Consider the following 21183-nt stretch of genomic DNA (forward strand, 5'->3'; position numbering starts at 1 on the left):
GCGCTTCGGAGAAGCGCAGACATGCCCTTGCATCACACCGCGCGGTAGCGCGACAGCCAGTGGGCGTAGGGTGCCGGCAGCGTCTTCCAGGCCGCGTCCTCGATGCCCAGCGCCTTCGCCGCCGCATAGGGCCAGTGCGGGTCGGCCAGCAGCGGCCGGCCGAGCGTGACGAGATCGACCTTGCCTTCGCGCACCAGCGCATCGGCCTGCTCGGGCTGGCTGATGTACCAGCTCGTCGAGGCCGGCAGGCCGCTCTCGCGCCGCACGCGCTCGGCAACGGGCGCCAGGAAGGCCGGCCCCCACGGAATCTTGGCCTCGTTGGTCGAGAAGCCGAGGCTGACATCGATGAAGTCGAGCCCCTCGGCCTTGAGGCGCTTCACCAGTTCGATCGCCTCGGCCAGCGTCTCCTCGTCCTGCCCGTCATATTCGATGACGCCGAGCCGGGCCGAAAGCGGGCGATCCTCCGGCCAGACCTTGCGGACCGCCACGAGCGTCTCGATCAGGAAGCGGGCGCGGTTCTCGAAGCTGCCGCCATAGGCGTCGTCGCGCTTGTTGGCGTGGCGCGACAGGAAGCTCTGCGCCAGATAGCCATGGGCGAAATGCAGTTTCAGCCACTGCATGCCGATATCGCGAGCCCGCTCCGCCGCCGCGACGAAGTCGCCGCGCACGCGCTCGATTTCGGCCAGCGTCATGGACCGCGGCACACGCCAGAGGCCGCCGCCCTGAGCCACCGCGGACGGCGCGATCGTCTCCCAGCCGCGCGGATCGCCTACCGCGATATGGTCGTCGCCTTCCCAGGGAAGGTTGGCGCTCGCCTTGCGGCCGGCATGGCCGATCTGGATGCCGGCGACCGCACCGGCCTTGCGCATCTCGGCGACGATCGGCGCTAGCGCCTCGGCCTGCGCGTCATTCCACAATCCGAGGCAGGCGGGCGTGATCCGCCCTTCGGGAGAGACGCCCGTCGCCTCGATGACGACGAGGCCGGCACCGCCCCGCGCCAGCCCGGCGAGATGGGCGCTGTGCCATTCGTTGGCGACGCCGTCCTGCGCCGAATACTGGCACATCGGCGAGGTCACGATGCGGTTGCGCAGCGTGACGTTCTTGAGGCTGAAGGGGTCGAAAAGACCGGGCATTGAGCGGCTCCGCGCTAAAGGGATTCTATTATTCGATAGTTCGATATTTTTCGAACTTTGGCAATATCAAAACACTGTGATAGGCTCTTCGCCATGCGACATGCCCGCCTGCCTGCTTCCGAAGAGATCGCGATCGAGGACGTCTTTCACGCGCTGAGCGATCCGTTTCGGCTGGAGATTGTCCGCAGGCTGGCAGTCGAAGGCGAGGCGAGCTGCCAGGCGCTCGAAGGCGACCGTCCGAAATCCAGCGTCTCCCATCACTTCCGCGTCCTGCGCGAGGCCGGGCTGATCCGGACACGCAATGAAGGCGCGACACGGATGAACGCATTGCGTCGGGAGGACATCGACCGCCGTTTCCCAGGGCTGCTGTCCTGTGTTCTCTCGGCCCGCAACTCCTGAGGTTCGCGCCCGCCCGTTTCGTTCGCAGACACGGTGTCCTAAGCTCACCGGATGGATCTCCCTTACCGCCCCAATGTCGGCATCGCCCTGTTCAATGCCGACGGGCTGGTTTTCGCCGGCCGCTCGCGCAGCGCCGGCCCCGAAATCGTGCAGCCCGGCTTCGACTGGCAGATGCCGCAAGGCGGCATCGATCCCGACGAGGACATCATCGCGGCAGCGCGCCGCGAGCTCGCTGAGGAGACAGGCGTGACGAGCACCACGGTCCTTGCGGTGACCGAGGATTGGTGGACCTACGACTTCCCGCCCTATCACGGCCCGGCCCATAAGCTCTGCGCCTTCCGGGGCCAGCGGCAGCGCTGGGTCGCCTTCCGCCTCAAAGGGCCGGACAGCGAGATCGACATCACGCGCCCCAATGGCGACGAACCGGCCGAGTTCAGCGAGTGGGCCTGGCTGCCGCTAACCGAGATGCCGCGGCGCATCGTGCCGTTCAAGCGCCCGGTCTATGAGCGGGTCGTGCAGGCCTTCTCGCGCTTCGCGACGCCCCATCATTTTGCCACGCCAGGTGTCCCGACATCACTCTGACCGCCCAGGAGACTGCGATGAGCCCGATCAGCTTCGACCATTGCGTCATTCACGTCTCGGACTGGGAGCGTTCGAATGCCTTTTACCGCGACGTCATCGGAGCCGAGATTCTGCGCAACGGCGCGGGCTTCGTCTATCGCATCGGCGCAGCGCAATTGAACTGCCATGGGCCGGGCCTGAACCCGACCCCGGTCGCGCGCCTGCCCGTGCCGCCCGGCGGCAGCGATCTCTGCTTCACCTGGGCTGGGCCGATCACCGACGCCATCGCGCATCTGGAGACACGGAAGGTCGCGATCGAACTCGGCCCGGTTCCGCGCTTCGGCCGTGGCGGCCCGGGAACCAGCGTCTATTTCCGCGATCCCGACGGCTCGCTGCTGGAGTTCATCAGCTACTCCGCATGAAAAAGGCCGCTAGCGCGGCCTTTCGACAGCCTCTGAGGTAAAGGCTGACGCCTACGCCGCCTTACGCTGCTCGAAGACGTGCTTGAACTCGCGGAGCTGGACGAGCGTGTCGTGCAGGCGCTTCTTCTCGTCGTCGTTATGCGAGCCGGTATACTTCATCTCGGCCGTCAGGATTTCCTGATCGAGGACGGCCGAATCGACGTCCTCGATGAAGCGGCCGTGCTCGGCCAGGATCGTCGTCGCAGCCTGGTTGACCTCGACGAGGCCGCCATTGACGAAGAATTCCTTGCCGTTGCTGTCCGTCGTCTGGACGAAGACGATACCCGCCTTCAATGTCGCGACCAGCGGCGCATGGCCTGCGAGCACGGTGATCTCGCCCTCGACGGACGGAACGATGACGCTGACGACGTCGCCCGAAAACAGGATGCGCTCAGGCGAGACGAGTTCGAACTTGAAGGTTGCCATTGCTACTCTCTTCCGGGCTCGTCATGGCCGGGCTTGACCCGACCATCTCGAAAACCAGTGTGCACTCGTCCAGAGTTTCTCGGGACGAGCCCGAGACTGACGCCCCTTACGCCGCTTCGGCGGCCAGGCGCTGCGCCTTCTCGATCGCTTCGTCGATCGAGCCGACCATGTAGAAGGCGGCTTCCGGCAGGTGGTCGTACTTGCCCTCGACCAGGCCCTTGAAGCCCTTGATCGTGTCCTCGAGCGCAACCAGCTTGCCCGGCGAGCCGGTGAAGATTTCCGCGACGTGGAACGGCTGCGACAGGAAGCGCTCGATCTTGCGGGCGCGGGCGACCGAGATCTTGTCCTCTTCCGAGAGCTCGTCCATGCCCAGGATCGCGATGATGTCCTGCAGCGCCTTGTAGCGCTGGAGAATCTGCTGGACCTGGCGGGCGATGGCGTAATGCTCCTCGCCGACGATCGCGGCCGAAAGCATGCGCGAGGTCGAGTCGAGCGGGTCGACCGCCGGATAGATGCCCTTTTCCGCGATCGAGCGCGAGAGCACGGTCGTGGCGTCAAGGTGAGCGAAGGAGGTCGCGGGCGCCGGGTCGGTCAAGTCGTCGGCGGGCACGTAGATCGCCTGCACCGAGGTGATCGAGCCCTTGTTGGTGGTGGTGATGCGCTCCTGCAGGTTGCCCATGTCGGTCGCCAGCGTCGGCTGGTAACCCACCGCCGAAGGAATGCGGCCGAGCAGAGCCGACACTTCCGAGCCTGCCTGCGTGAAGCGGAAGATGTTGTCGACGAAGAACAGCACGTCCTGGCCCTGGTCGCGGAAATGCTCGGCGACGGTCAGGCCCGACAAGGCGACGCGCATGCGGGCGCCCGGAGGCTCGTTCATCTGGCCGTAAACCAGAGCGCATTTCGAGCCCTTCGCCGAACCGCCATGTTCCTTCGGATCGACGTTGACCTTGGACTCGATCATCTCGTGATAGAGATCGTTGCCTTCGCGGGTGCGCTCACCGACGCCGGCGAACACCGAATAGCCGCCATGGGCCTTCGCGACGTTGTTGATCAGCTCCATGATCAGCACGGTCTTGCCGACGCCGGCGCCGCCGAACAGGCCGATCTTGCCGCCCCTGGCGTAAGGCGCCAGCAGGTCGACGACCTTGATGCCGGTGACGAGGATCTGCGCCTCGGTCGACTGCTCGGAATAAGACGGAGCCGGCTGGTGAATGCCGCGCGTGGTGGCCGCGCCGATCGGGCCGAGTTCGTCAACCGGCTCGCCGATGACGTTCATGATGCGGCCGAGGCACTCGTCGCCGACCGGCACCGAGATCGGCGCGCCTGTATCGGTGACCGACTGGCCGCGAACCAGACCCTCGGTCGAGTCCATCGCGATGGCGCGAACCGTATTCTCGCCGAGATGCTGGGCGACTTCGAGAACCAGGCGGTTGCCAAGGTTGTCCGTCTCGAGCGCGTTCAGGATCTCCGGCAGAGCACCATCGAACTGCACGTCGACGACGGCGCCGATGACCTGCGCGACGCGGCCCGTGCCGGTGTTGGCGGGCTTCTCGTCGGTCTTGGTCTTGGTGGTCTTGGTTGCGGCTTTGGCCATGGTGAAACCTCGATGCGCGTTCAGCTTGTCGGACGAGCCTGCGGGCTTTGAGCCGCACAGGCCTTTCAGGCGGTTATAGCGCTTCCGCGCCGGAGATGATTTCGATCAGTTCCTTGGTGATCATCGCCTGACGCGAGCGGTTGTAGAGCTGCGTCTGCTTCTTGATCATTTCGCCGGCATTGCGCGTGGCGGAATCCATCGCCGACATGCGCGCGCCCTGCTCGGAGGCTGCGTTCTCCAGGATCGCGCGCAGCACCTGCACCGTGAGGTTGCGCGGCAGCAGCGTTTCCAGGATCTCGCCTTCGTCGGGCTCGTAGTCGTAGACGGCCTCGGTCGCCTTCGTACCGGCCGGGATCTCGGCGGGAATGATGCGCTGCGCCGTCGGGATCTGCGAGATCACCGACTTGAACTTCGAGAAGAACAGCGTCGCGACGTCGAACTCGCCCTCGGCGAAGCGCGCCAGGATGTTCTGGGCGATCGCCTCGGCATTGACGAAGCCGACCTGCTTGAAGGCGCGCAGGTCGATCAGCTCGATGATGTCCTTCTCGAACTGGCGCTTCAGGACGTCATGGCCCTTCTTGCCGACGCACATGATCTTGACCGTCTTGCCTTCGGCCTTGAGCGCATTCGCCTTGTCGCGCGCCAGGCGCGCGATCGAGGAGTTGAAGGCCCCGCAAAGCCCGCGCTCGGCCGTGCAGACCACCAACAGGTGCACCTTGTCGGCGCCTGTGCCGGCAATCAGCTTCGGCGCGCTCGAACCCGAGACGCCGGAGGCCAGATTGGCCAGCACCGTCTCCATGCGCTCGGCATAGGGACGCGCCGCCTCGGCCGCGGCCTGCGCCCGGCGCAGCTTCGCGGCCGCGACCATCTGCATGGCCTTGGTGATCTTCTGCGTCGCCTTCACGGAGGCGATGCGGTTTCGTAGATCCTTCAAGGAAGGCATCGACGATCCTCATATTGGCGAAGCGCTGAGCGCCCCGCGCGGCCTCAGGCGAACGACTTGGCGTAGTCCGTGACGAGATCCTTCAGCTTCGCGGCATTCGCGTCCGAAAGATCCTTGCTGTCGCGGATTGCGTTGAGCAGGTCGATATGCTTGCCGCGCACCAGCGCCAGCAGCCCGTCCTCGAAAGCGCGGACCTTGTTGACCGGCAGCGGGTCGAGATAGCCGTTGACGCCGGCATAGATCACGACCGTCTGCTCTTCCATCTTCAGCGGCGAGAACTGCGCCTGCTTCAGGAGCTCGGTCAGGCGGGCGCCGCGGTTGAGCAGGCGCTGGGTGACCGCGTCGAGGTCGGAGCCGAACTGCGCGAAGGCGGCCATCTCGCGATACTGCGCGAGCTCGCCTTTGATCTTGCCGGCAACCTTCTTGGTCGCCTTGGTCTGCGCGGCCGAACCGACGCGGCTGACGGAGAGGCCGACGTTCACGGCGGGACGGATGCCCTGGTAGAACAGGTCGGTCTCGAGGAAGATCTGGCCGTCGGTGATCGAGATCACATTGGTCGGGATATAGGCCGAAACGTCGTTGGCCTGGGTCTCGATGACCGGCAGCGCCGTCAGCGAACCGTTGCCGGCAGCATCACCCATCTTGGCGGCGCGCTCGAGCAGGCGGGAGTGGAGATAGAACACGTCGCCGGGATAGGCTTCGCGGCCCGGCGGGCGGCGCAGCAGGAGCGACATCTGGCGGTAGGCGACGGCCTGCTTCGACAGGTCGTCATAGATGATGACGGCATGCATGCCGTTGTCGCGGAAATACTCGCCCATGGCGCAGCCGGCAAAGGGCGCCAGGAACTGCATCGGGGCAGCGTCGGACGCGGTCGCGGCGACGATGATCGAATATTCCAGCGCGCCGCGCTCTTCGAGCACCTTCACGAACTGGGCGACGGTGGAACGCTTCTGGCCGATGGCGACATAGACGCAGTAGAGCTTCTGGCTCTCATCCGTACCTTCGTTGTTGGCCTTCTGGTTCAGGATCGTGTCGAGCGCCACGGCGGTCTTGCCGGTCTGGCGGTCGCCGATGATCAGCTCGCGCTGGCCGCGGCCGATCGGGATCAGGGCGTCGATCGCCTTGAGGCCGGTCGCCATCGGCTCATGCACCGACTTGCGCGGAATGATGCCGGGGGCCTTCACGTCGACGCGGGCGCGGGCCTTGGCCTTGATCGGGCCCTTGCCGTCGATCGGGTTGCCGAGTGCATCGACGACGCGGCCGAGCAGCTCCTTGCCGACCGGCACGTCGACGATCGCGCCGGTGCGCTTGACCGTCTGGCCTTCCTTGATCTCGCGGTCGGAACCGAAGATCACGACGCCGACATTGTCGCTCTCGAGGTTGAGCGCCATGCCGCGCACGCCGCTCTCGAACTCGACCATCTCGCCGGCCTGGACCTTGTCGAGGCCGTAGACGCGGGCGATGCCGTCGCCGACAGAGAGAACCTGGCCGACCTCGGTGACGGAGGCTTCGGACCCAAAGTTGGAAATCTGGGCCTTCAGGATCGCGGAGATTTCAGCGGGGCGGATTTCCATCAGCCGACCTCTTTCATGGCAAGACGAATTGAATTGAGTTTGGTTTTCAGCGAGGCGTCGACCATGCGGGAGCCCATCTTGACGATGAGCCCGCCGATCAGCGTCGGATCGATCTTGATCGCGACATCGACATCCTTGCCGGCGACGCCCTTGAGGGCGGACCGGATTTCCTCGACGCGCTTGGCCGTGGGCTGTTCGGCAACCGTGACCTCGGCGCTGACGATGCCCTTGGCCTCGGCGACGAGGTTGCGATAGCCCTGGATCATGCCCGGCAGCGTGAACAGGCGGCGCTTGCTGGCGACCAGCCCGATGAAGTTCCCGGCGATGCCGGAGATGCCCGCCTTGGCGAGGATCGCCTTGATTGCGGCGACCTGGTCCTCGGCCGAGAAGGCCGGGCTCTCGACCAGCCGGCGCAGATCGGCGCTCTCGGCCAGCATCGCGGTGAAGCTGGAAAGGTCGGCGGAAACGGCGTCGATGGCATTGGCCTCGCTCGCCAGCTCGAAGAGCGCCGTGGCGTAGCGCCCGGCGACGCCCGAAACCAGTACTCGATCCTGCGATCCGCCTTCAGCCACGCGTCACGTCTCTCGTTCAAAGGACCACACCGGCGACCCCCTGCGAGGGCGGAGTGCATCGTCCTAGCGCTGCGATGTATCGATCAGGCGAAATGCGCGCTGGCAAGCGCACTTAACACCGAGAATGCGGCGGTGCACTAGCATGCGATCCGGGGGTGCGCAACCCGAAGAACGCCACAGTTCGGTCTCAATCTGGGGATGGCGCCGGGCGGGCTTTCGCCTCCCCGCGATCAACCATCCGTCGACTCTCCCTCCCGAATTGGAGCCCGTCACCAAGCGAGAACCGGTTTCCACTTTTCGACGCCATGCTCTAACTTCGCCGGAGGATCGAATGTATCGGCCCTCGACACGGGCTGGATCGATCCCGCCCGCCCGATGCCGGCCGAAGCATCGGCTCAAGCCGGGATACGGAGATCGAGATGGCGAGGAACAGGATCGGTCTCGGGCTCGTCACGGGCCTTCATGTCCTGGTCGGCGCATTTGCCGCAGCCTGGCTGCTCGCGCCGCCACCGGCCTTCGCCCAGGGCGGAGCGGAAATCCGCTACATGCAATTGAGTGACGAGACCGTCGGCGGCAGGCGGCTCACCTTCCGCGACAAGACCGTGATCTCGCTCTACAAGAACCACGACTACACCATCTCCGGCCCGCTCCATGTCGGCTTCTATGAATCGGGCGGCAAGAAGCCGACGCGAGGCAAATGGGAGGTCCGCTACGGCAACACCCTCTATGTGACGATGGAGGACGCCTCCTCCCGCGCCTCGGTCTTCTTCAAGATCGGCCACAAGCTCTATCTGCGCACGGTGACCGGCGGCGTGCCGAACTATGGCGACCTCATCCTCAATATCACGCCGCTAAGATAGGGGCTGGGCCGCGCCAGGGGGCTCAGCGGATCGCGCCGAGCCCTGACCTGTCTCGGCCGCTCACCCGCCGGGCTCTCATGATTTGAAACAGGCTTGCCCTCGCTTGACTCAACCTAGGGTAAAGGTAGCGTTCTCTGCGGCATCAGCCGGGGGATTTCGATGATCAAAGCTATTTACGCGCTCATGCTGCTCTTGGCCGGAGCACAGCTTGCGCAAGCGCAGTTCGTGCAGCCGCGCCTTAACGTCAACGCCGGCAAGGCGACACCCATACGCAGTTTCTTCAACTGTCAAACCGATGCCATCCAAGCCGTGTCGGGTACTGCCTCGCATGGCTCGATCAGCACAAGGCAAGTGACGCAGTATCGCTGCGGAAATCGAACGCAGAGGGCCGTGGTCGCTGATTACACGCGTCATCCAGGCTACAGGGGGCCAGATGAGGCCTTTATTTATTGGGGCGGCAATGCGCAAATTCGGGTGCATTTGAACGTTCAGTAGACCGAGTTTGCGGCCTTTCCTTACAGAAAGCTCTGCGGATCGACATCGACCGCAACCCTGACCGAGCCTTTCGGCTTCGGCCCGCGCTTGAGCCAGGCCCGCAGATAATCCTGCAGATTGACCTCGCGCGTCGTCTTGACGATCAGCCGCACGCGGTGGCGCCCGCGCAGCACTGCGAGCGGTGCTTCCGCCGGCCCCAGCACCGAGACACCATCGGGCGCATCGGCACAGCGCGCCAGCGCACGCGCATGCCCTTCCGCCTCCGCTGCCGTATTGGCCGACACGATCAAGCCGGCGAGCCTTCCGAAAGGCGGCAGGCCAGCCGCCTCGCGTGACGCGGTCTCGGCGGCGTAGAACCGCTCCGGATCGCCCGAGATCAGCGCCTTCAGCACGGGGTGCCCGGGATCATGCGTCTGCAGCAGGGCGCGGCCGGGCCGTTCGCCGCGCCCGGCCCTGCCCGTCACCTGCCGCAGCACCTGGAAGGTCCGCTCGGCCGCACGCGGATCGCCCGAGGTCAGGCCGAGATCGGCATCGACCACGCCGACCAGGGTCATGCCCGGAAAGTTGTGGCCCTTGGCGACGAGCTGCGTGCCGATGACGATATCGAACTCGCCCGATGCGACCGCCATCAGCTCCTGCTTCAAGCGCTCGGTACCGCCGGGAAAATCGCTGGAGAGCACGATGCCCCGCGCCTGCGGAAACAGCGTCGCGACCTCCTCGGCCAGGCGCTCGACACCCGGCCCGCAGGCCGAGAGGCTCTCAGTCGCATGGCAGGCCGGGCATTCATGCGGCCGGCGCTCGACATGGCCGCAATGATGGCAGACCAGCGCGCGCCGGAAGCGATGGTCGACCAGCCAGGCCGAGCAGTTGGGGCATTGAAAACGGTGTCCGCAATCGCGGCACAGCGTCAGCGGCGCATAGCCGCGACGGTTGAGGAAGAGCAGCGATTGCTCCTTGGCCTCCAGATTATCCCCGATCGCCTTGATCAGCGCCGCCGAGATCCAGCGCCCGCGCTCGGGCTTGTCTTGGCGCAGATCGACCAGCCCCAGCGTCGGCAATTCGCGCCCGCCGAAGCGCTCGGGCAGCTTGAGATGCGTGTAGCGCCCGCGCTCGGCATTGACGCGCGTCTCCAGCGAAGGCGTCGCCGAGGTCAGGATCACCGGCGCGTTCTCGATGCGCCCGCGCACCACAGCCATGTCGCGGGCATGATAGCTGACGCCGTCTTCCTGCTTATAGGCCGCCTCGTGCTCCTCATCGACGACGATCAGGCCGAGATCGCGATAGGGCAGGAACAGGGCCGAGCGTGCACCCGCCACCACCCTGGCCTCGCCGCTCGCGATCGCCGCCTGCAACCGCTCGCGCTTGCGGCCCGTCACGGCCGAATGCCAGAGGCCAGGCCTGACCCCGAAGCGCGCCTCAAAACGGTCGATGAACTGCGCCGTCAGCGCGATCTCCGGCATCAGGATCAGGCTCTGGCGGCCCTGCCGGATCGCTTGCGCCACCGCCTCGAAATAGACCTCGGTCTTGCCCGAGCCGGTGACCCCCTCGAGCAGGGTCACGCCGTAAGCCGCAGCCTGAACCGACGCCACGAGCTCTTTGGCCGCCGCCGCCTGCCCCTCCGACAGGACCGGCTGCGCGTGATCGGGATCGGGCATCGCCGCAACAGCGTCACGCGGCAGCGCCTCGACGCTGAAGGTGCCGGCATCGACCAATGAATCGATCACCGCCATGCTGACCGAGGCTGCCTCCGCCAGTGCTGCCTTGCCCGTCAGCAGGCCGCCCTCGGCGGCGGCGATGGCGCGGGCTCGGGCAGGCGTCATGCGGGCGGGCGGCGCGCCGACGAGGCGGACGCCGAGCTTGGGCCGCTCCGGCGTATCGTCGGGCTGCCGACGCAGCGCCAGCGCCAGTACCGAGCCCTTGGGGGCGAGCGTGTACCAGGCGACCCAGTCGACCAGCTTCATCAAGGCGGGATCGAGCGGCGGCATATCGACCCGGCCCGTCACTCGCTTGAGATTGCCACCGCGGCCGGAGCCCAGGCTCCAGACCACGCCCACGGTCTCGCGCGGGCCGAGCGGAACCTGCACGACATCGCCGGGTCTGAGCGCGAGCCCCTCCGGCACCGCATAGCTATAGGCCTGGTCGAGCCCGAGCGGGATCAGCACGTCGACCGTGCCGCCGCCTTCCCCGCTGTTTGGCTCGTCATTCATGGCCGCGTGTCTAGCATCGATTCGCAACCTGTTAAGGCGGGAGCGTCATGCTCGCCCTTGTGGCGAGCCTCCACGTTTTGCCTTTCGACGGAATAGGCGGGGTTCAAAAGACGCGGATGGTCGGGCCAGGCCCGACCATGACGGCAAGGCTTGAAGACGTGAGCGATTTCGACACCCTGCGCCGCGACTGGCTCGCCCATCTGGCGAATGAGCGCCGGCTCTCGCCCAAGACGCTCGAGGCCTATGGCCGCGATCTCGGCCAGTTCTCCGCCTTTCTGGAAGGCCATCTCGGCGGCCCGGCCTCGCTGACCGACATCGCGGCGCTGAAGCCCTTCGACCTGCGCGCCTTCCTCGGCCAGCGCAGGCGCGAGAATGTCGGCAATCGCACATTGATGCGCCAACTCGCGAGCTTGCGCTCCTTCGCCCGCTTCGGCGAGCGCACCGGCAAGCTGAAAGCCGCAGCCTTCGCCGCAACGCGCGGGCCGCGCATCGGCAAATCGCTGCCGCGCCCGCTCGACGCCCGCGCCGCCAAGGCCGTGACCCAGGTCGATATCCGTGCCGGCGAGGAACGCGAGGCCTGGGTGCTGGCGCGCGACGCCGCCGTGCTGTCGCTGCTCTATGGCTGCGGCCTGCGCATCTCGGAGGCGCTGTCGCTGACCCGCGCCCAGGCACCGACGAGTGCCGGCGACACCCTGACGGTCATCGGCAAGGGCCAGAAGACCCGCATGGTGCCCGTGCTCCCGGTCGTGGTCACGGCCATCGCCGAATACATCGCGCTGTGTCCCTGGCGCTTGCCGCCGGATGGTCCGCTCTTCCTCGGCGTCAAGGGTGGGCCGCTCTCGCCCCGCATCATCCAGCTCGCGGTCGAGGGTCTGCGCGGCGCACTCGGCCTGCCCTCCTCGGCGACGCCGCATTCCCTGCGCCACTCCTTCGCGACCCATCTGCTGGGTCGCGGCGGCGATCTGCGCGCCATCCAGGAGCTGCTCGGCCACGCCTCGCTCTCGACGACGCAGATCTACACCCGCATCGACTCGACGCGATTGATGGCGGCTTATGACGCCGCCCATCCCCGCGCCGGGCGCTAGAGCAGGATGCGCAAAAATGGGAACCGGTTTTTCGCATTGATCCGGCTCTAACTCTTGGATGAGAGCCGGATTCAGATTTCAGACGGGATCACGAAGTGACCCCTTCTGAAATCATACGGTTCTGACGCGGAAAAAGCGCGAAGCCGTTCAGCCGACATTCACCTATCGCCTTGGAGGAAGGACATGGCGTTCAACCGCGAATCGCGGGACGCGGGGGATAATTCATGTCTGAGCATTTCGAGCCGCCGGAAGGCGGCAACAAGAAGGTCGCGCTGCTGATCGCAGTGCTCGCGCTCATGCTGGCGCTGGCCGAAATCGGCGGCAAGCAGGCCGAGAACGAAGCCGTCGCCAAGAACATCGAGGCCTCGAATCTGTGGTCCTTCTTCCAGGCCAAGACGATCCGCAGCACCACCTTGAGCACGGCGGCCGACGCGATGGAGATAGACCTCGCCGCCGCGACGGATGCGGCCATGCGCGAGCGCATGCAAAAGCGCATCGATGACTGGAAGAAGACGGTCGCGCGCTATGACAGCGAGCCCTCGACCAATGAAGGCCGAAAGGAGCTGACGGTCCGCGCCAAGGCTGCCGAGCACGAGCGCGACAATCTGAAGGCGCGCAACGAGAATTTCGAGATCGCCTCGGGCCTGCTGCAGATCGGCATCGTCGTCGCCTCGGCCTCGATCATCACCGGAGTCGTCATCCTCGCCTTCGTCGGCGGCGGCCTCGGCGCCCTGGCCCTTGGCTTCATGGGCCTGGCGATGTTCGCCCCGCATCTGCTGTTCTGAGGCAGAGTTTCACCGCCCATCCGCGCCGGCATCCTGGGCGGAGCCCTCGGGGGATAAACTCCGCGGAGACCCGGGATCTGAAGCGCGTCCCGGTCGGGCTTGACCCGACCATCTCGTAAACCAGAGCACTCTGGTCATGAGATTCTCGGGACAAGCCCGAGAATGACGCTCTGCGATGGATCCCGGATCGGCGCGGCTTCGCACTTGTCCGGAATGACGGCGTATTTCCACCGGGTTCAGGCTTTCGCTGACGGCCGCGCCCATGGCCGCTTGGCGCCGTCGGCGTCGCGAAATCGCGCGATCTCACCAGCAAAAGACCGCGTCACGTCGATATCGTCCCAGCCATTGAGCAATTGCTCGCGCCAGACCGGGTCGATCGCGAAGGTGACCGCGCGATTGCCCCAGGCAACCGTCTGCTCCGCGAGATCGACGCTGACCGGCAGGTCTGGCGTCGCGCTCAGGGCCGCCAGCAGATCCTCGATATCGGCCTCGTCGAGCACAGCCGGCAAAAGCCCGTTCTTGACCGCATTGGACGCGAAGATGTCGCCGAAGGTCGGCGCCAGCACGACGCGGACGCCATGGTCGGCCAGCGCATAGACGGCGGCCTCCCGCGACGAGCCCGAGCCGAAATTGCGCCGCGCCACCACGATCTCGGCACCGCGCCAGACCGGACGGTTGAGGGGAAAATCGGGTTTCTCGACCCCGGCCTCGTCGCGACGCAGGTCGTGCAGCAGAAAGCCGCCATAGCCCTCCGAACGCGGCCGCTTCATGAAACGGGCCGGGATCAATTGGTCGGTATCGACGCCGGCGAGGCCGAGCGGGCAAGCGGGGCCGCTGACCTGGGTCAGGGGCTTCACGACCGGCCCTCCAGCATCGGCCGGACATCGGTGAGATGCCCGGTCACCGCCGCAGCGGCAACCATGGCCGGCGACATCAGATGGGTGCGGGCGCCCGGCCCTTGCCGGCCGCGGAAATTACGGTTCGTCGTCGAGGCGCAGCGCTCGCCGGAGGGCACGCTGTCGCCGTTCATGCCGACGCACATCGAGCAGCCGGATTCGACCCATTCGAGCCCGGCCGCGATGAAGATGCGATCGAGCCCCTCCTCTTCGGCCTGCCGCTTCACTTGGCTCGAGCCCGGCGAGACCAAGCCCGGCACGCGCGCCTTGCGGCCCGCGAGCACGCTTGCCGCCGCGCGCAGATCCTCGATGCGGGCATTGGTGCAGGAGCCGATGAAGACGCGGTCGACCGCGATCTCGCTCAGCTTCTGCCCCGGCCGCAACCCCATATAGGCGAGTGCATCGCGCATGGCGGCGGCGCGACCGTCATCGGCGAGCGCAGCGGGATCGGGCACGCTGGCGCCGATCGGCAGCGCATCCTCCGGGCTCGTCCCCCAGGTGACGATGGGGGCGATCGCGCCTGCATCGATCCTGATCTCGTGATCGAAGACGGCATCCGCATCGCTCGGCAGCTCGCGCCACGCGCCGATGCCAGCTTCCAGCGCTGCTCCCTTGGGTGCGTAAGGCTTGCCCGCGATCCAGCGGAAAGTCGTCTCGTCGGGCGCGATCAGCCCGCAGCGTGCGCCTGCCTCGATCGACATGTTGCACATGGTCATGCGGCCCGCCATCGAGAGCGCCCGCACCGCCTCGCCGGCATATTCGACAGCATGGCCGCGCGCCCCGTCCGCGCCGATCTTCGCGATGATGCTGAGGATGAAGTCCTTGGCGCCGACGCCGGGAGCAGGTGTGCCGTCTATGCTGATGCGCATGCGCCGCGGCTTCTTCTGCCAGAGCGTCTGCGTCATCAGCACATGCGCGACCTCCGAGGCGCCGATGCCGAAGGCATAGGCCCCGAAGGCGCCATGGGTCGAGGTATGGCTGTCGCCACAGACCATGGTCAGCCCCGGCAGCGTCAGCCCCTGCTCGGGGCCGACGACATGGACGATGCCCTGGCGCGGATCGTTCAGCCCGAAGAGCGTCACGTCATGGCGCGCCGTATTCGCCTCCAGATCGTCGATCATCCGGGCGATCTCAGGATTGGCGATGTGATCGCGGCCGCGCGTCGGCACGTAGTGGTCGGCGATGCCGAAGGTCAGGCCGGGCTCGGCCACCACCCCGTTGCGGCCCGCGACTTGCGCAAAGGCGTGAAACGAACCTTCATGCACGAAATGCCGATCGATCCAGATCAGCGCATCGCCTGACGGCCGCTCGACGACGACATGGGCGTCCCAGAGCTTGTCGAACAGCGTACGCGGTCCGGCTTCGGACCTGCTTACGCTCCCAGGCGTTCCCGCGGTCATGGTTGCGGCTGTCATCGGACCCACCCTCTCCACGCCGATGATAGCGGCCACACGACGCTTGACGCAAGCAAGTTGTCCTATACGCTATACAGCTAGATGTCCTGATGGGCAGTCAGATCATTCGCCATTGAAAGGCCGCGCGTGGACGCTTCGCTCGAACCCCTCAAGGCGCGACGCATCTATCTGCTGCTGCGTGAGCGCATCGCCAGCGGCGAGATTTCGCCCGGCACCCGCCTGGCGAGCGAGCCCGCCCTGGCACTGCAGCACGGTGTCTCGCGCGTCACCATCCGTCGCGCGCTCGACAGCCTCGCGACGGACGGCCTGATCGATCGTCGCGTCGGCGCCGGCACCTTCGTGCGCGAGCCCGAGGCGCCCCGGCCGATCGTTGCGGATTTCTCGAACATGCTGACCCATCTGGTCGAGATGGGTCGCCGCACCGGCGTGCGCCTGCTCGCCTTCTCCTATGTCCAGCCGCCCGAGGCCGTGGCCCAGGCGCTCGCGCTTGGCTCGGGCGAGCGCACCCAGCGCTCGGTCCGCGTCCGCCTGATCGACGGCAAGCCCTTCTCCTATCTGACGACGCATGTGCCCGAGCGCATCGGCCTGACCTATTCGGAAGCCGATCTCGCGACCGTGCCGCTGCTGACGCTGCTCGAACGCTCCGGCGCCTTGGTCGAGCGCGCCAGCCAGGCGATCAGCGCGACCCTGGCCGGCCCCGATGTCGCCGAGGCGCTCGGCCTTGAGATCGGCTCGCCGCTCCTGTCCCTGACGCGCGTCGTCCTCGGGCCTGACGGCAGCGGCGTCGAGCATCTGCATGCGCTCTATCGGCCCGACCGCTACTCCTTCCAGATGGAACTCCACCGCGCCGGCGAGGCCGGCGAGAGGCGCTGGTCGCCCGTGCCGGCCAAGGCCGGCTGATCGCTCGAGACAAGCCCGGCGCGAGACCGGGCCCGACGCACTGCAAACAGAACAGAGGAGAACGTGACGTGACCAAGACAACCGAGCTTTCCCGCCGCACGCTTTTAACGACAGCGGCGATCGGCGGAGCGGCGACCATCGCCATGCCCGGCCTGCTGCGCGCACAGGCCCCCGCCATCAAGGTCGGCATCCTGCAGCCCGTCACCGGCGCTCTCGCCTATGACGGCCAGCAGGGCCAGATCGGCGCGGAGGCCGCGATCAAGGCGATCAACGAGGCCGGCGGCATCAAGTCGATGGGCGGCGCCAAACTCCAGATGGTCTTCGGCGACGCTCGCTCGACGCCCGAAGGCGGCACGGCCGAGGTCGAGCGCATGCAGGCCGAGGGCGTGGTCGCGATCGTCGGCGGCTTCGCCTCGCCGATCTGCCTTGCCGCCTCTCAGGCCGCCGCGCGCTACGACCTGCCCTATATCGTCGATGTCGGCGTCGCCGATTCGATCGTCACGCGGGGCCTGAAGAACACCTTCCGCTTCGGCCCCGGCTTCGGCACGGTGACCAGGACCGCGCTCGACAATCTCTCCAAGCTCAACGACGCCGCCGGCAAGCCGGCGAAGACCGTGGTGCTGGTGCATGAGGACGGGCTCTTCGGCTCGGGCATGGCCAAGCTGATGCAGGCAGAACTGCCCAAGCGCGGCTTCGAGGTGCTGGACACGATCGCCCATCCGACGCCGTCGCGCGACATGTCGAACGTCGCGCTCCAGATCCGCGCCAAGAACCCCGACCTCGTGATTCCCTCGAGCTATTACGGCGAATTCGCCCTGCTCGCCCGCACCATGCAGCAGCAGCGCATCCGCCCGAAGGGCATCTATGCCGTGCTCAACGGCGCGGCCTCGAATTTCCGCTTCGTCAAGGAATTCCAGGACGCCGCCCAGTACGTGATGGACTGCAACCACTGGCATGATCCGCGCAAGCCTGTCGCCGAGGCTCTGCGCAAGCAGGTCGAGGCGTCGGGCAAGTTCTGGACCTACAACATCCCGCTCAACTACTCCTGCGTCCTGCTTCTCGCCGACGCGCTGGAGAGGGCGGGCTCCGGCGACAAGGCCAAGCTGACCGAGGCACTCATGGCCTCGACCTTCGCCGGCCACATCATGCCCTATGGCCCGACCAAGTTCGTCAACGGCCAGAACGAGGGCGGCGCGCCGGTCAACACGCAGGTGCAGGGCGCCGACATCAAGGTGATCTTCCCGACGGATTTCGCCGACGCCAAGCCGATCTTCCCCGTGCCGGCGTGAAGCGTTGCGGCCGCAGCTTCCCTTCTCCCCACCCATCTCGGGCTCGCCCGAGATGGGCAACCCAGAGCGTCAAAGTCGGCAACAGCCGACTTTGACGGGGAGAAGCTGGCTCGGTGCAGCCGAGACGGATGAGGGGGCGCCGTGCGCTTTCCACATCCTCGCATGTCAAAGGGCACGGCGCCCCCTCATCCGGCGCTTCGCGCCGCCTTCTCCCACGAGGGGAGAAGGGGAGACCTCATGTTCGCACCAGACATCATCTTCGCAGCCGTGCTGAACGGCCTGATGACCGGCTCGGTCTATGCGCTGATCGCGCTGGGCCTGACGCTGGTCTATGGCGTGCTGCACATCATCAATTTCGCCCATGGCGCGACGCTGACGGCGGCGATGTTCGCCGTCTATGTCGCGCACACCGTCTTCAAGCTCGATCCCTACATCGCGCTCTTCATCGTCACGCCGCTGTTCTTCGGGCTGGGCTACGGCGTGCAGCGCTTCATCATCGGCCCGGCCAGCCATGGCGAAGACCGCAACATCCTGCTGGTGACGCTGGGCCTCTCGATCCTGATCGAGAACGCCATGCTCGCGATCTTCCGCTCCGATACCCGCTCGATCGATGTGCCCTACGCCTTCTCCTCGATCGATCTCGGCTTCACCTTTCTGGCGCTGCCACGCGTGCTCGCCTTCGGCGTGGCGTTGCTGGTCGCGCTGCTGCTGGGCCTCCTGCTCACCCGCACCGACACCGGCAAGGCGATCCGCGCCGTTGCCCGCGAGAAGACCGGGGCGGCTCTGGCCGGCATCGACGTAGCCCATATCTACGCCGTCACCTTCGGCCTGGGCGCGGCCTGCGTGGCGATCGCCGCCTGCCTCTTGATGCCCACCTTCTATGTCACGCCCCGCGCCGGCAACGCCTTCGTGCTGGTCGCCTTCACCATCGTCGTGCTCGGCGGCATGGGCTCGATCCCCGGCGCACTCCTGGGCGCCCTCTTCATCGGGGTCGTCGAGAGTCTGTGCGGTTTGTTCTTCGGCGAGAGCCTGGGCCAGATCGGCATCTTCCTGATCTTCATCCTGGTGCTGCTGGTGCGGCCCACCGGCCTGTTCGGTGCGCGCGCATGAGCCCTTCGCGCGCCTTTGCCCCCGCGCTCGTCCTACTCCTGCTGGCGGCGCTGATCCCGGTCTTCGTCACCGCCAACACGGTGCTGAACTTCATCGTCTTCACGCTGATCATCGCGCTGGCGGCCCAGGGCTGGAATCTGCTCGGCGGGCTCTGCGGCCAGTTCTCCTTCGGCCACGCCGCCTTCTTCGGCAGCGGCGCCTATGCGGCCGCACTGCTGCAGGCGCGCTATGGCGTCAACGCCTGGGCAGCCTTCACCGCCGCCATCGCATTCGCGGCGCTGGTCGGCTGGATCATCGGTTATCTCAGCTTCCGCTCGGGGCTGCGCGGCTCCTATTTCGCCCTGGTGACGCTCGCCTTCGCCGAGGTCTTCCGCATCCTCGCCAATGCCTCGGCCTTCACCGGCGGGGCGGCCGGCACGCTGATCAAGCTCGATATCCGGCCCGAGAATTTCCAGTTCGCCAGCCGCGCCGCCTTCGTCTGGATCGCGCTTGCGCTCGTCGGCTTCACCTTGCTGCTGACGACGGCAATCACCCGCTCGCGCCTCGGCGCCTGGTTTGCCGCCGTGCGCGAAAACGAGGACGCGGCGCGCGCACTCGGCGTCGACACGCTTGCCGTGAAGCTCAAGGCGATCACGCTCTCGGCCGGCATCACCGGCGCGGCCGGCGCGCTTTATGTGCAATATTACCTCTATCTCGACGCCAACATCGCCTATGGCTCCTGGATCTCGATCGAGGCGCTGATCGCCCCGATCATCGGCGGCATCGGCACGCCGCTTGGACCGATCGTCGGCGCGGTGACGCTGCATGGCCTGGGCGAACTGACGAAGCTCTTCGCCGGCGGCATCCCCGGCATCGATCTCGTGATCTATGGCGCGCTGCTCGTCGCCGCGATCGCCTTCGCCCCCGACGGCATGATGGGGCTGTTGCAGCGGTTGGGCCGCGGCAAGGTCACGCCCAACACGACCGCATCCACGACGACAGACGCCAAAACCACCGGCGCCAGGACGGAAGGAGCTGCCTGATGCTCGCCGTCGAGACCATCACCAAGCGCTTCGGCGGGCTCATCGCGGTCAATGCTGCAAGCCTCAAGGTCAATGCCGGCTCGATCACGGGGTTAATCGGCCCCAACGGCGCCGGCAAGACCACTTTGTTCGCCGTCATCGCCGGCTTCGAGAAGGCCAGCGAAGGCCGCATCCTCTTTGCCGGCCAGGACATCACGGCTGAGCCCGCGCATCTGCGGGCCCAGGCCGGCATCGCCCGCACCTTCCAGATCGTCCAGCCCTTCGCCGGCCTCAGCGTCGTCGAGAACATCGCCGTCGGCGCCTATCTGCGCCATCCGGCGCGCGCCGAGGCGCAAGGCCGGGCGCGCGAGGTCGCAAGCCTCGTCGGCCTCGGCGCCATGCTCGATCAGCCTGCCTCCTCGCTCACGGTCTCCGGCCGCAAGCGGCTCGAACTGGCGCGCGCCCTGGCGACCGAGCCCAAGCTTCTGCTGCTCGACGAGGTGCTCGCCGGGCTCAACCCCTCGGAAATCCGCGACATGATCCCGGTCATCCGCCAGATCCGCGACCAGGGCGTCACGATCCTGATGGTCGAGCATGTCATGCAAGCCGTGATGAGCCTGTGCGAGGACATCCATGTGCTGGCCCAGGGCCGCATCATCGCGCAGGGAACGCCGAGCGAGATCGCCGGCGATCCCGCGGTGATCGAGGCCTATCTCGGCCAGGGCGCGGCCAAGCGGCTGCAGAGGTCGGCGGGCATGGGAGAAAACCATGCTTGAGGTCGAGAACCTGATCGCCGGCTATGGCGGCGCAGATGTCCTGCGCGGCATCGGCCTGGAGGTAAAACCAGGCGAGATCGTCGCGGTGCTCGGCGCCAACGGCGTCGGCAAGACGACGCTGAACCGGGCCTTGTCCGGCCTGATAAAGCCGCGCTCCGGCACGATCCGCTTCCTGGGCCAGGAGATCGCCGGCCTCAAGGCTTCGGCCATCGTCGCCGCCGGGCTGATCCATGTGCCGGAGGGGCGCCGGATCTTTCCCAATATGAGCGTGCGCGACAATCTCGTGCTCGGCAGCTACCGGCGTGGCAAACCGGCGCGCGAGGCCAATCTGGAGCGCATGTTCCAGCTCTTTCCGCGCCTGCGCGAACGCGCAACGCAAGCCGCCGGTACGCTCTCGGGCGGCGAGCAGCAGATGCTTGCCATCGGGCGCGGGCTGATGGGCGAGCCCAAGCTCCTGATCCTGGATGAGCCGTCGCTCGGCCTCTCCCCGCTCCTGGTCGAGGAGATGTTTGCGCTGATCGCCCGCATCGCCGGCGAGGGCCTGGCCGTACTGCTGGTCGAGCAGAACGTCGTGCAGTCGCTCGAACTCGCTGCTCGCGCCTATGTGCTCGAAAACGGCCGCATCGTCGTTGCCGGCCCCTCCAGCCGGATCGCCGCCGACCCGGCCCTGAAACACGCCTATCTCGGATTGTGAGGCCGTC

General features: G+C 66.6%; 22 protein-coding genes. 13 read left to right on the forward strand and 9 right to left on the reverse strand.

Annotation, left to right across the window (positions count from 1 at the left end; all coding sequences use genetic code 11):
- Window positions 1–32: 32 nt before the first annotated feature.
- Entirely contained in the window at window positions 33–1133 is a 1101-nt protein-coding gene (locus CYD53_RS17795; protein WP_103719412.1) for an NADH:flavin oxidoreductase/NADH oxidase, read from the reverse strand.
- A 93-nt stretch (window positions 1134–1226) separates the two neighbouring features.
- On the opposite strand from CYD53_RS17795, the gene CYD53_RS17800 reads away from it, so the two are divergent.
- The 3 genes from CYD53_RS17800 to CYD53_RS17810 are packed head-to-tail and all read left to right on the forward strand — an operon-like array spanning window position 1227 to window position 2515.
- Complete coding sequence (locus tag CYD53_RS17800; protein WP_103719413.1) at window positions 1227–1532, forward strand: ArsR/SmtB family transcription factor; 306 nt, start codon at window positions 1227–1229, stop codon at window positions 1530–1532.
- 51 nt (window positions 1533–1583) lie between these two features.
- Window positions 1584–2114 (forward strand): RNA pyrophosphohydrolase, encoded by a 531-nt coding sequence (locus tag CYD53_RS17805; protein WP_103719414.1) that lies wholly within the window; start codon window positions 1584–1586, stop codon window positions 2112–2114.
- A gap of 17 nt (window positions 2115–2131) precedes the next feature.
- Window positions 2132–2515, forward strand: a complete 384-nt coding sequence (locus tag CYD53_RS17810; RefSeq protein ID WP_103719415.1) for a VOC family protein — start codon at window positions 2132–2134, stop codon at window positions 2513–2515.
- Between the two features lie 51 nt (window positions 2516–2566).
- Here CYD53_RS17810 and CYD53_RS17815 read toward each other — a convergent pair whose 3' ends face one another.
- The 5 genes from CYD53_RS17815 to CYD53_RS17835 form a co-directional block, all read right to left on the reverse strand.
- Window positions 2567–2980 (reverse strand): F0F1 ATP synthase subunit epsilon, encoded by a 414-nt coding sequence (locus CYD53_RS17815; RefSeq protein WP_103719416.1) that lies wholly within the window; start codon window positions 2978–2980, stop codon window positions 2567–2569.
- Window positions 2981–3086: 106 nt separating this feature from the next.
- Window positions 3087–4574, reverse strand: a complete 1488-nt coding sequence (gene atpD, locus CYD53_RS17820; protein ID WP_103719417.1) for a F0F1 ATP synthase subunit beta — start codon at window positions 4572–4574, stop codon at window positions 3087–3089.
- A 73-nt stretch (window positions 4575–4647) separates the two neighbouring features.
- The gene (locus CYD53_RS17825) at window positions 4648–5517 is read right to left on the reverse strand and encodes a F0F1 ATP synthase subunit gamma (protein WP_103719418.1); all 870 of its coding nucleotides are present in this window, start codon (window positions 5515–5517) and stop codon (window positions 4648–4650) included.
- A gap of 44 nt (window positions 5518–5561) precedes the next feature.
- Complete coding sequence (gene atpA, locus CYD53_RS17830) at window positions 5562–7091, reverse strand: F0F1 ATP synthase subunit alpha (RefSeq protein WP_103719419.1); 1530 nt, start codon at window positions 7089–7091, stop codon at window positions 5562–5564.
- Window positions 7091–7663 carry a F0F1 ATP synthase subunit delta gene (locus CYD53_RS17835; protein ID WP_103719420.1) on the reverse strand — a complete coding sequence of 191 codons (573 nt, stop codon included), beginning with the start codon at window positions 7661–7663 and terminating at the stop codon, window positions 7091–7093. Before CYD53_RS17835 ends, atpA begins: the two co-directional genes overlap by 1 nt.
- A gap of 419 nt (window positions 7664–8082) precedes the next feature.
- Here CYD53_RS17835 and CYD53_RS17840 point away from each other — a divergent pair, with 419 nt between their 5' ends.
- Both CYD53_RS17840 and CYD53_RS17845 read left to right on the forward strand, forming a co-directional pair.
- The gene (locus tag CYD53_RS17840) at window positions 8083–8523 is read left to right on the forward strand and encodes a hypothetical protein (protein WP_103719421.1); all 441 of its coding nucleotides are present in this window, start codon (window positions 8083–8085) and stop codon (window positions 8521–8523) included.
- A gap of 159 nt (window positions 8524–8682) precedes the next feature.
- Entirely contained in the window at window positions 8683–9018 is a 336-nt protein-coding gene (locus CYD53_RS17845; protein WP_103719422.1) for a hypothetical protein, read from the forward strand.
- A gap of 20 nt (window positions 9019–9038) precedes the next feature.
- Here the strand turns inward: CYD53_RS17845 and CYD53_RS17850 are convergent, their stop codons facing one another.
- On the reverse strand, window positions 9039–11225 hold the full coding sequence (locus CYD53_RS17850; protein WP_103719423.1) for a primosomal protein N': 2187 nt from the start codon (window positions 11223–11225) through the stop codon (window positions 9039–9041).
- Between the two features lie 137 nt (window positions 11226–11362).
- Between CYD53_RS17850 and CYD53_RS17855 the strand changes: the two genes are divergently transcribed.
- Both CYD53_RS17855 and CYD53_RS17860 read left to right on the forward strand, forming a co-directional pair.
- Window positions 11363–12310 carry a tyrosine recombinase XerC gene (locus CYD53_RS17855; RefSeq protein ID WP_103719487.1) on the forward strand — a complete coding sequence of 316 codons (948 nt, stop codon included), beginning with the start codon at window positions 11363–11365 and terminating at the stop codon, window positions 12308–12310.
- A gap of 224 nt (window positions 12311–12534) precedes the next feature.
- Complete coding sequence (locus CYD53_RS17860; RefSeq protein WP_103719424.1) at window positions 12535–13095, forward strand: DUF4337 domain-containing protein; 561 nt, start codon at window positions 12535–12537, stop codon at window positions 13093–13095.
- A gap of 236 nt (window positions 13096–13331) precedes the next feature.
- Here CYD53_RS17860 and leuD read toward each other — a convergent pair whose 3' ends face one another.
- The gene (leuD, locus tag CYD53_RS17865) at window positions 13332–13952 is read right to left on the reverse strand and encodes a 3-isopropylmalate dehydratase small subunit (RefSeq protein ID WP_103719425.1); all 621 of its coding nucleotides are present in this window, start codon (window positions 13950–13952) and stop codon (window positions 13332–13334) included.
- The gene (leuC, locus tag CYD53_RS17870; protein WP_245928298.1) at window positions 13949–15406 is read right to left on the reverse strand and encodes a 3-isopropylmalate dehydratase large subunit; all 1458 of its coding nucleotides are present in this window, start codon (window positions 15404–15406) and stop codon (window positions 13949–13951) included. The genes leuD and leuC overlap by 4 nt, the downstream gene beginning before the upstream one ends.
- 126 nt (window positions 15407–15532) lie before the next feature.
- On the opposite strand from leuC, the gene CYD53_RS17875 reads away from it, so the two are divergent.
- From CYD53_RS17875 to CYD53_RS17900, 6 genes are all read left to right on the forward strand, one after another.
- Window positions 15533–16306, forward strand: a complete 774-nt coding sequence (locus tag CYD53_RS17875; RefSeq protein ID WP_103719427.1) for a GntR family transcriptional regulator — start codon at window positions 15533–15535, stop codon at window positions 16304–16306.
- A gap of 68 nt (window positions 16307–16374) precedes the next feature.
- Window positions 16375–17595 (forward strand): ABC transporter substrate-binding protein, encoded by a 1221-nt coding sequence (locus CYD53_RS17880; protein ID WP_245928299.1) that lies wholly within the window; start codon window positions 16375–16377, stop codon window positions 17593–17595.
- 237 nt (window positions 17596–17832) lie between these two features.
- The gene (locus tag CYD53_RS17885; protein WP_103719428.1) at window positions 17833–18705 is read left to right on the forward strand and encodes a branched-chain amino acid ABC transporter permease; all 873 of its coding nucleotides are present in this window, start codon (window positions 17833–17835) and stop codon (window positions 18703–18705) included.
- Window positions 18702–19727 carry a branched-chain amino acid ABC transporter permease gene (locus tag CYD53_RS17890; RefSeq protein WP_103719429.1) on the forward strand — a complete coding sequence of 342 codons (1026 nt, stop codon included), beginning with the start codon at window positions 18702–18704 and terminating at the stop codon, window positions 19725–19727. The genes CYD53_RS17885 and CYD53_RS17890 overlap by 4 nt, the downstream gene beginning before the upstream one ends.
- On the forward strand, window positions 19727–20482 hold the full coding sequence (locus CYD53_RS17895; protein ID WP_103719430.1) for an ABC transporter ATP-binding protein: 756 nt from the start codon (window positions 19727–19729) through the stop codon (window positions 20480–20482). Before CYD53_RS17890 ends, CYD53_RS17895 begins: the two co-directional genes overlap by 1 nt.
- The gene (locus CYD53_RS17900; protein WP_103719431.1) at window positions 20475–21176 is read left to right on the forward strand and encodes an ABC transporter ATP-binding protein; all 702 of its coding nucleotides are present in this window, start codon (window positions 20475–20477) and stop codon (window positions 21174–21176) included. Before CYD53_RS17895 ends, CYD53_RS17900 begins: the two co-directional genes overlap by 8 nt.
- Window positions 21177–21183 lie beyond the last annotated feature (7 nt).

This window comes from Allobosea psychrotolerans (assembly GCF_002917105.1).
Taxonomy (GTDB): domain Bacteria; phylum Pseudomonadota; class Alphaproteobacteria; order Rhizobiales; family Beijerinckiaceae; genus Allobosea; species Allobosea psychrotolerans.

What these genes read in the sequence shown, in the direction of transcription:
- CYD53_RS17885 (WP_103719428.1), top strand. Translation starts at nt 17,833, where the DNA reads ATGTTCGCACCAGACATCATCTTCGCAGCCGTGCTGAACGGCCTGATG.
- CYD53_RS17840 (WP_103719421.1), top strand. Translation starts at nt 8,083, where the DNA reads ATGGCGAGGAACAGGATCGGTCTCGGGCTCGTCACGGGCCTTCATGTC.
- CYD53_RS17895 (WP_103719430.1), top strand. Translation starts at nt 19,727, where the DNA reads ATGCTCGCCGTCGAGACCATCACCAAGCGCTTCGGCGGGCTCATCGCG.
- CYD53_RS17815 (WP_103719416.1), bottom strand. Translation starts at nt 2,980, where the DNA reads ATGGCAACCTTCAAGTTCGAACTCGTCTCGCCTGAGCGCATCCTGTTT.
- CYD53_RS17890 (WP_103719429.1), top strand. Translation starts at nt 18,702, where the DNA reads ATGAGCCCTTCGCGCGCCTTTGCCCCCGCGCTCGTCCTACTCCTGCTG.
- atpD (WP_103719417.1), bottom strand. Translation starts at nt 4,574, where the DNA reads ATGGCCAAAGCCGCAACCAAGACCACCAAGACCAAGACCGACGAGAAG.
- CYD53_RS17805 (WP_103719414.1), top strand. Translation starts at nt 1,584, where the DNA reads ATGGATCTCCCTTACCGCCCCAATGTCGGCATCGCCCTGTTCAATGCC.
- CYD53_RS17825 (WP_103719418.1), bottom strand. Translation starts at nt 5,517, where the DNA reads ATGCCTTCCTTGAAGGATCTACGAAACCGCATCGCCTCCGTGAAGGCG.
- leuC (WP_245928298.1), bottom strand. Translation starts at nt 15,406, where the DNA reads ATGACAGCCGCAACCATGACCGCGGGAACGCCTGGGAGCGTAAGCAGG.
- CYD53_RS17900 (WP_103719431.1), top strand. Translation starts at nt 20,475, where the DNA reads ATGCTTGAGGTCGAGAACCTGATCGCCGGCTATGGCGGCGCAGATGTC.
- CYD53_RS17810 (WP_103719415.1), top strand. Translation starts at nt 2,132, where the DNA reads ATGAGCCCGATCAGCTTCGACCATTGCGTCATTCACGTCTCGGACTGG.
- CYD53_RS17855 (WP_103719487.1), top strand. Translation starts at nt 11,363, where the DNA reads ATGACGGCAAGGCTTGAAGACGTGAGCGATTTCGACACCCTGCGCCGC.
- CYD53_RS17845 (WP_103719422.1), top strand. Translation starts at nt 8,683, where the DNA reads ATGATCAAAGCTATTTACGCGCTCATGCTGCTCTTGGCCGGAGCACAG.
- CYD53_RS17800 (WP_103719413.1), top strand. Translation starts at nt 1,227, where the DNA reads ATGCGACATGCCCGCCTGCCTGCTTCCGAAGAGATCGCGATCGAGGAC.
- CYD53_RS17795 (WP_103719412.1), bottom strand. Translation starts at nt 1,133, where the DNA reads ATGCCCGGTCTTTTCGACCCCTTCAGCCTCAAGAACGTCACGCTGCGC.
- CYD53_RS17850 (WP_103719423.1), bottom strand. Translation starts at nt 11,225, where the DNA reads ATGAATGACGAGCCAAACAGCGGGGAAGGCGGCGGCACGGTCGACGTG.
- CYD53_RS17860 (WP_103719424.1), top strand. Translation starts at nt 12,535, where the DNA reads ATGTCTGAGCATTTCGAGCCGCCGGAAGGCGGCAACAAGAAGGTCGCG.
- atpA (WP_103719419.1), bottom strand. Translation starts at nt 7,091, where the DNA reads ATGGAAATCCGCCCCGCTGAAATCTCCGCGATCCTGAAGGCCCAGATT.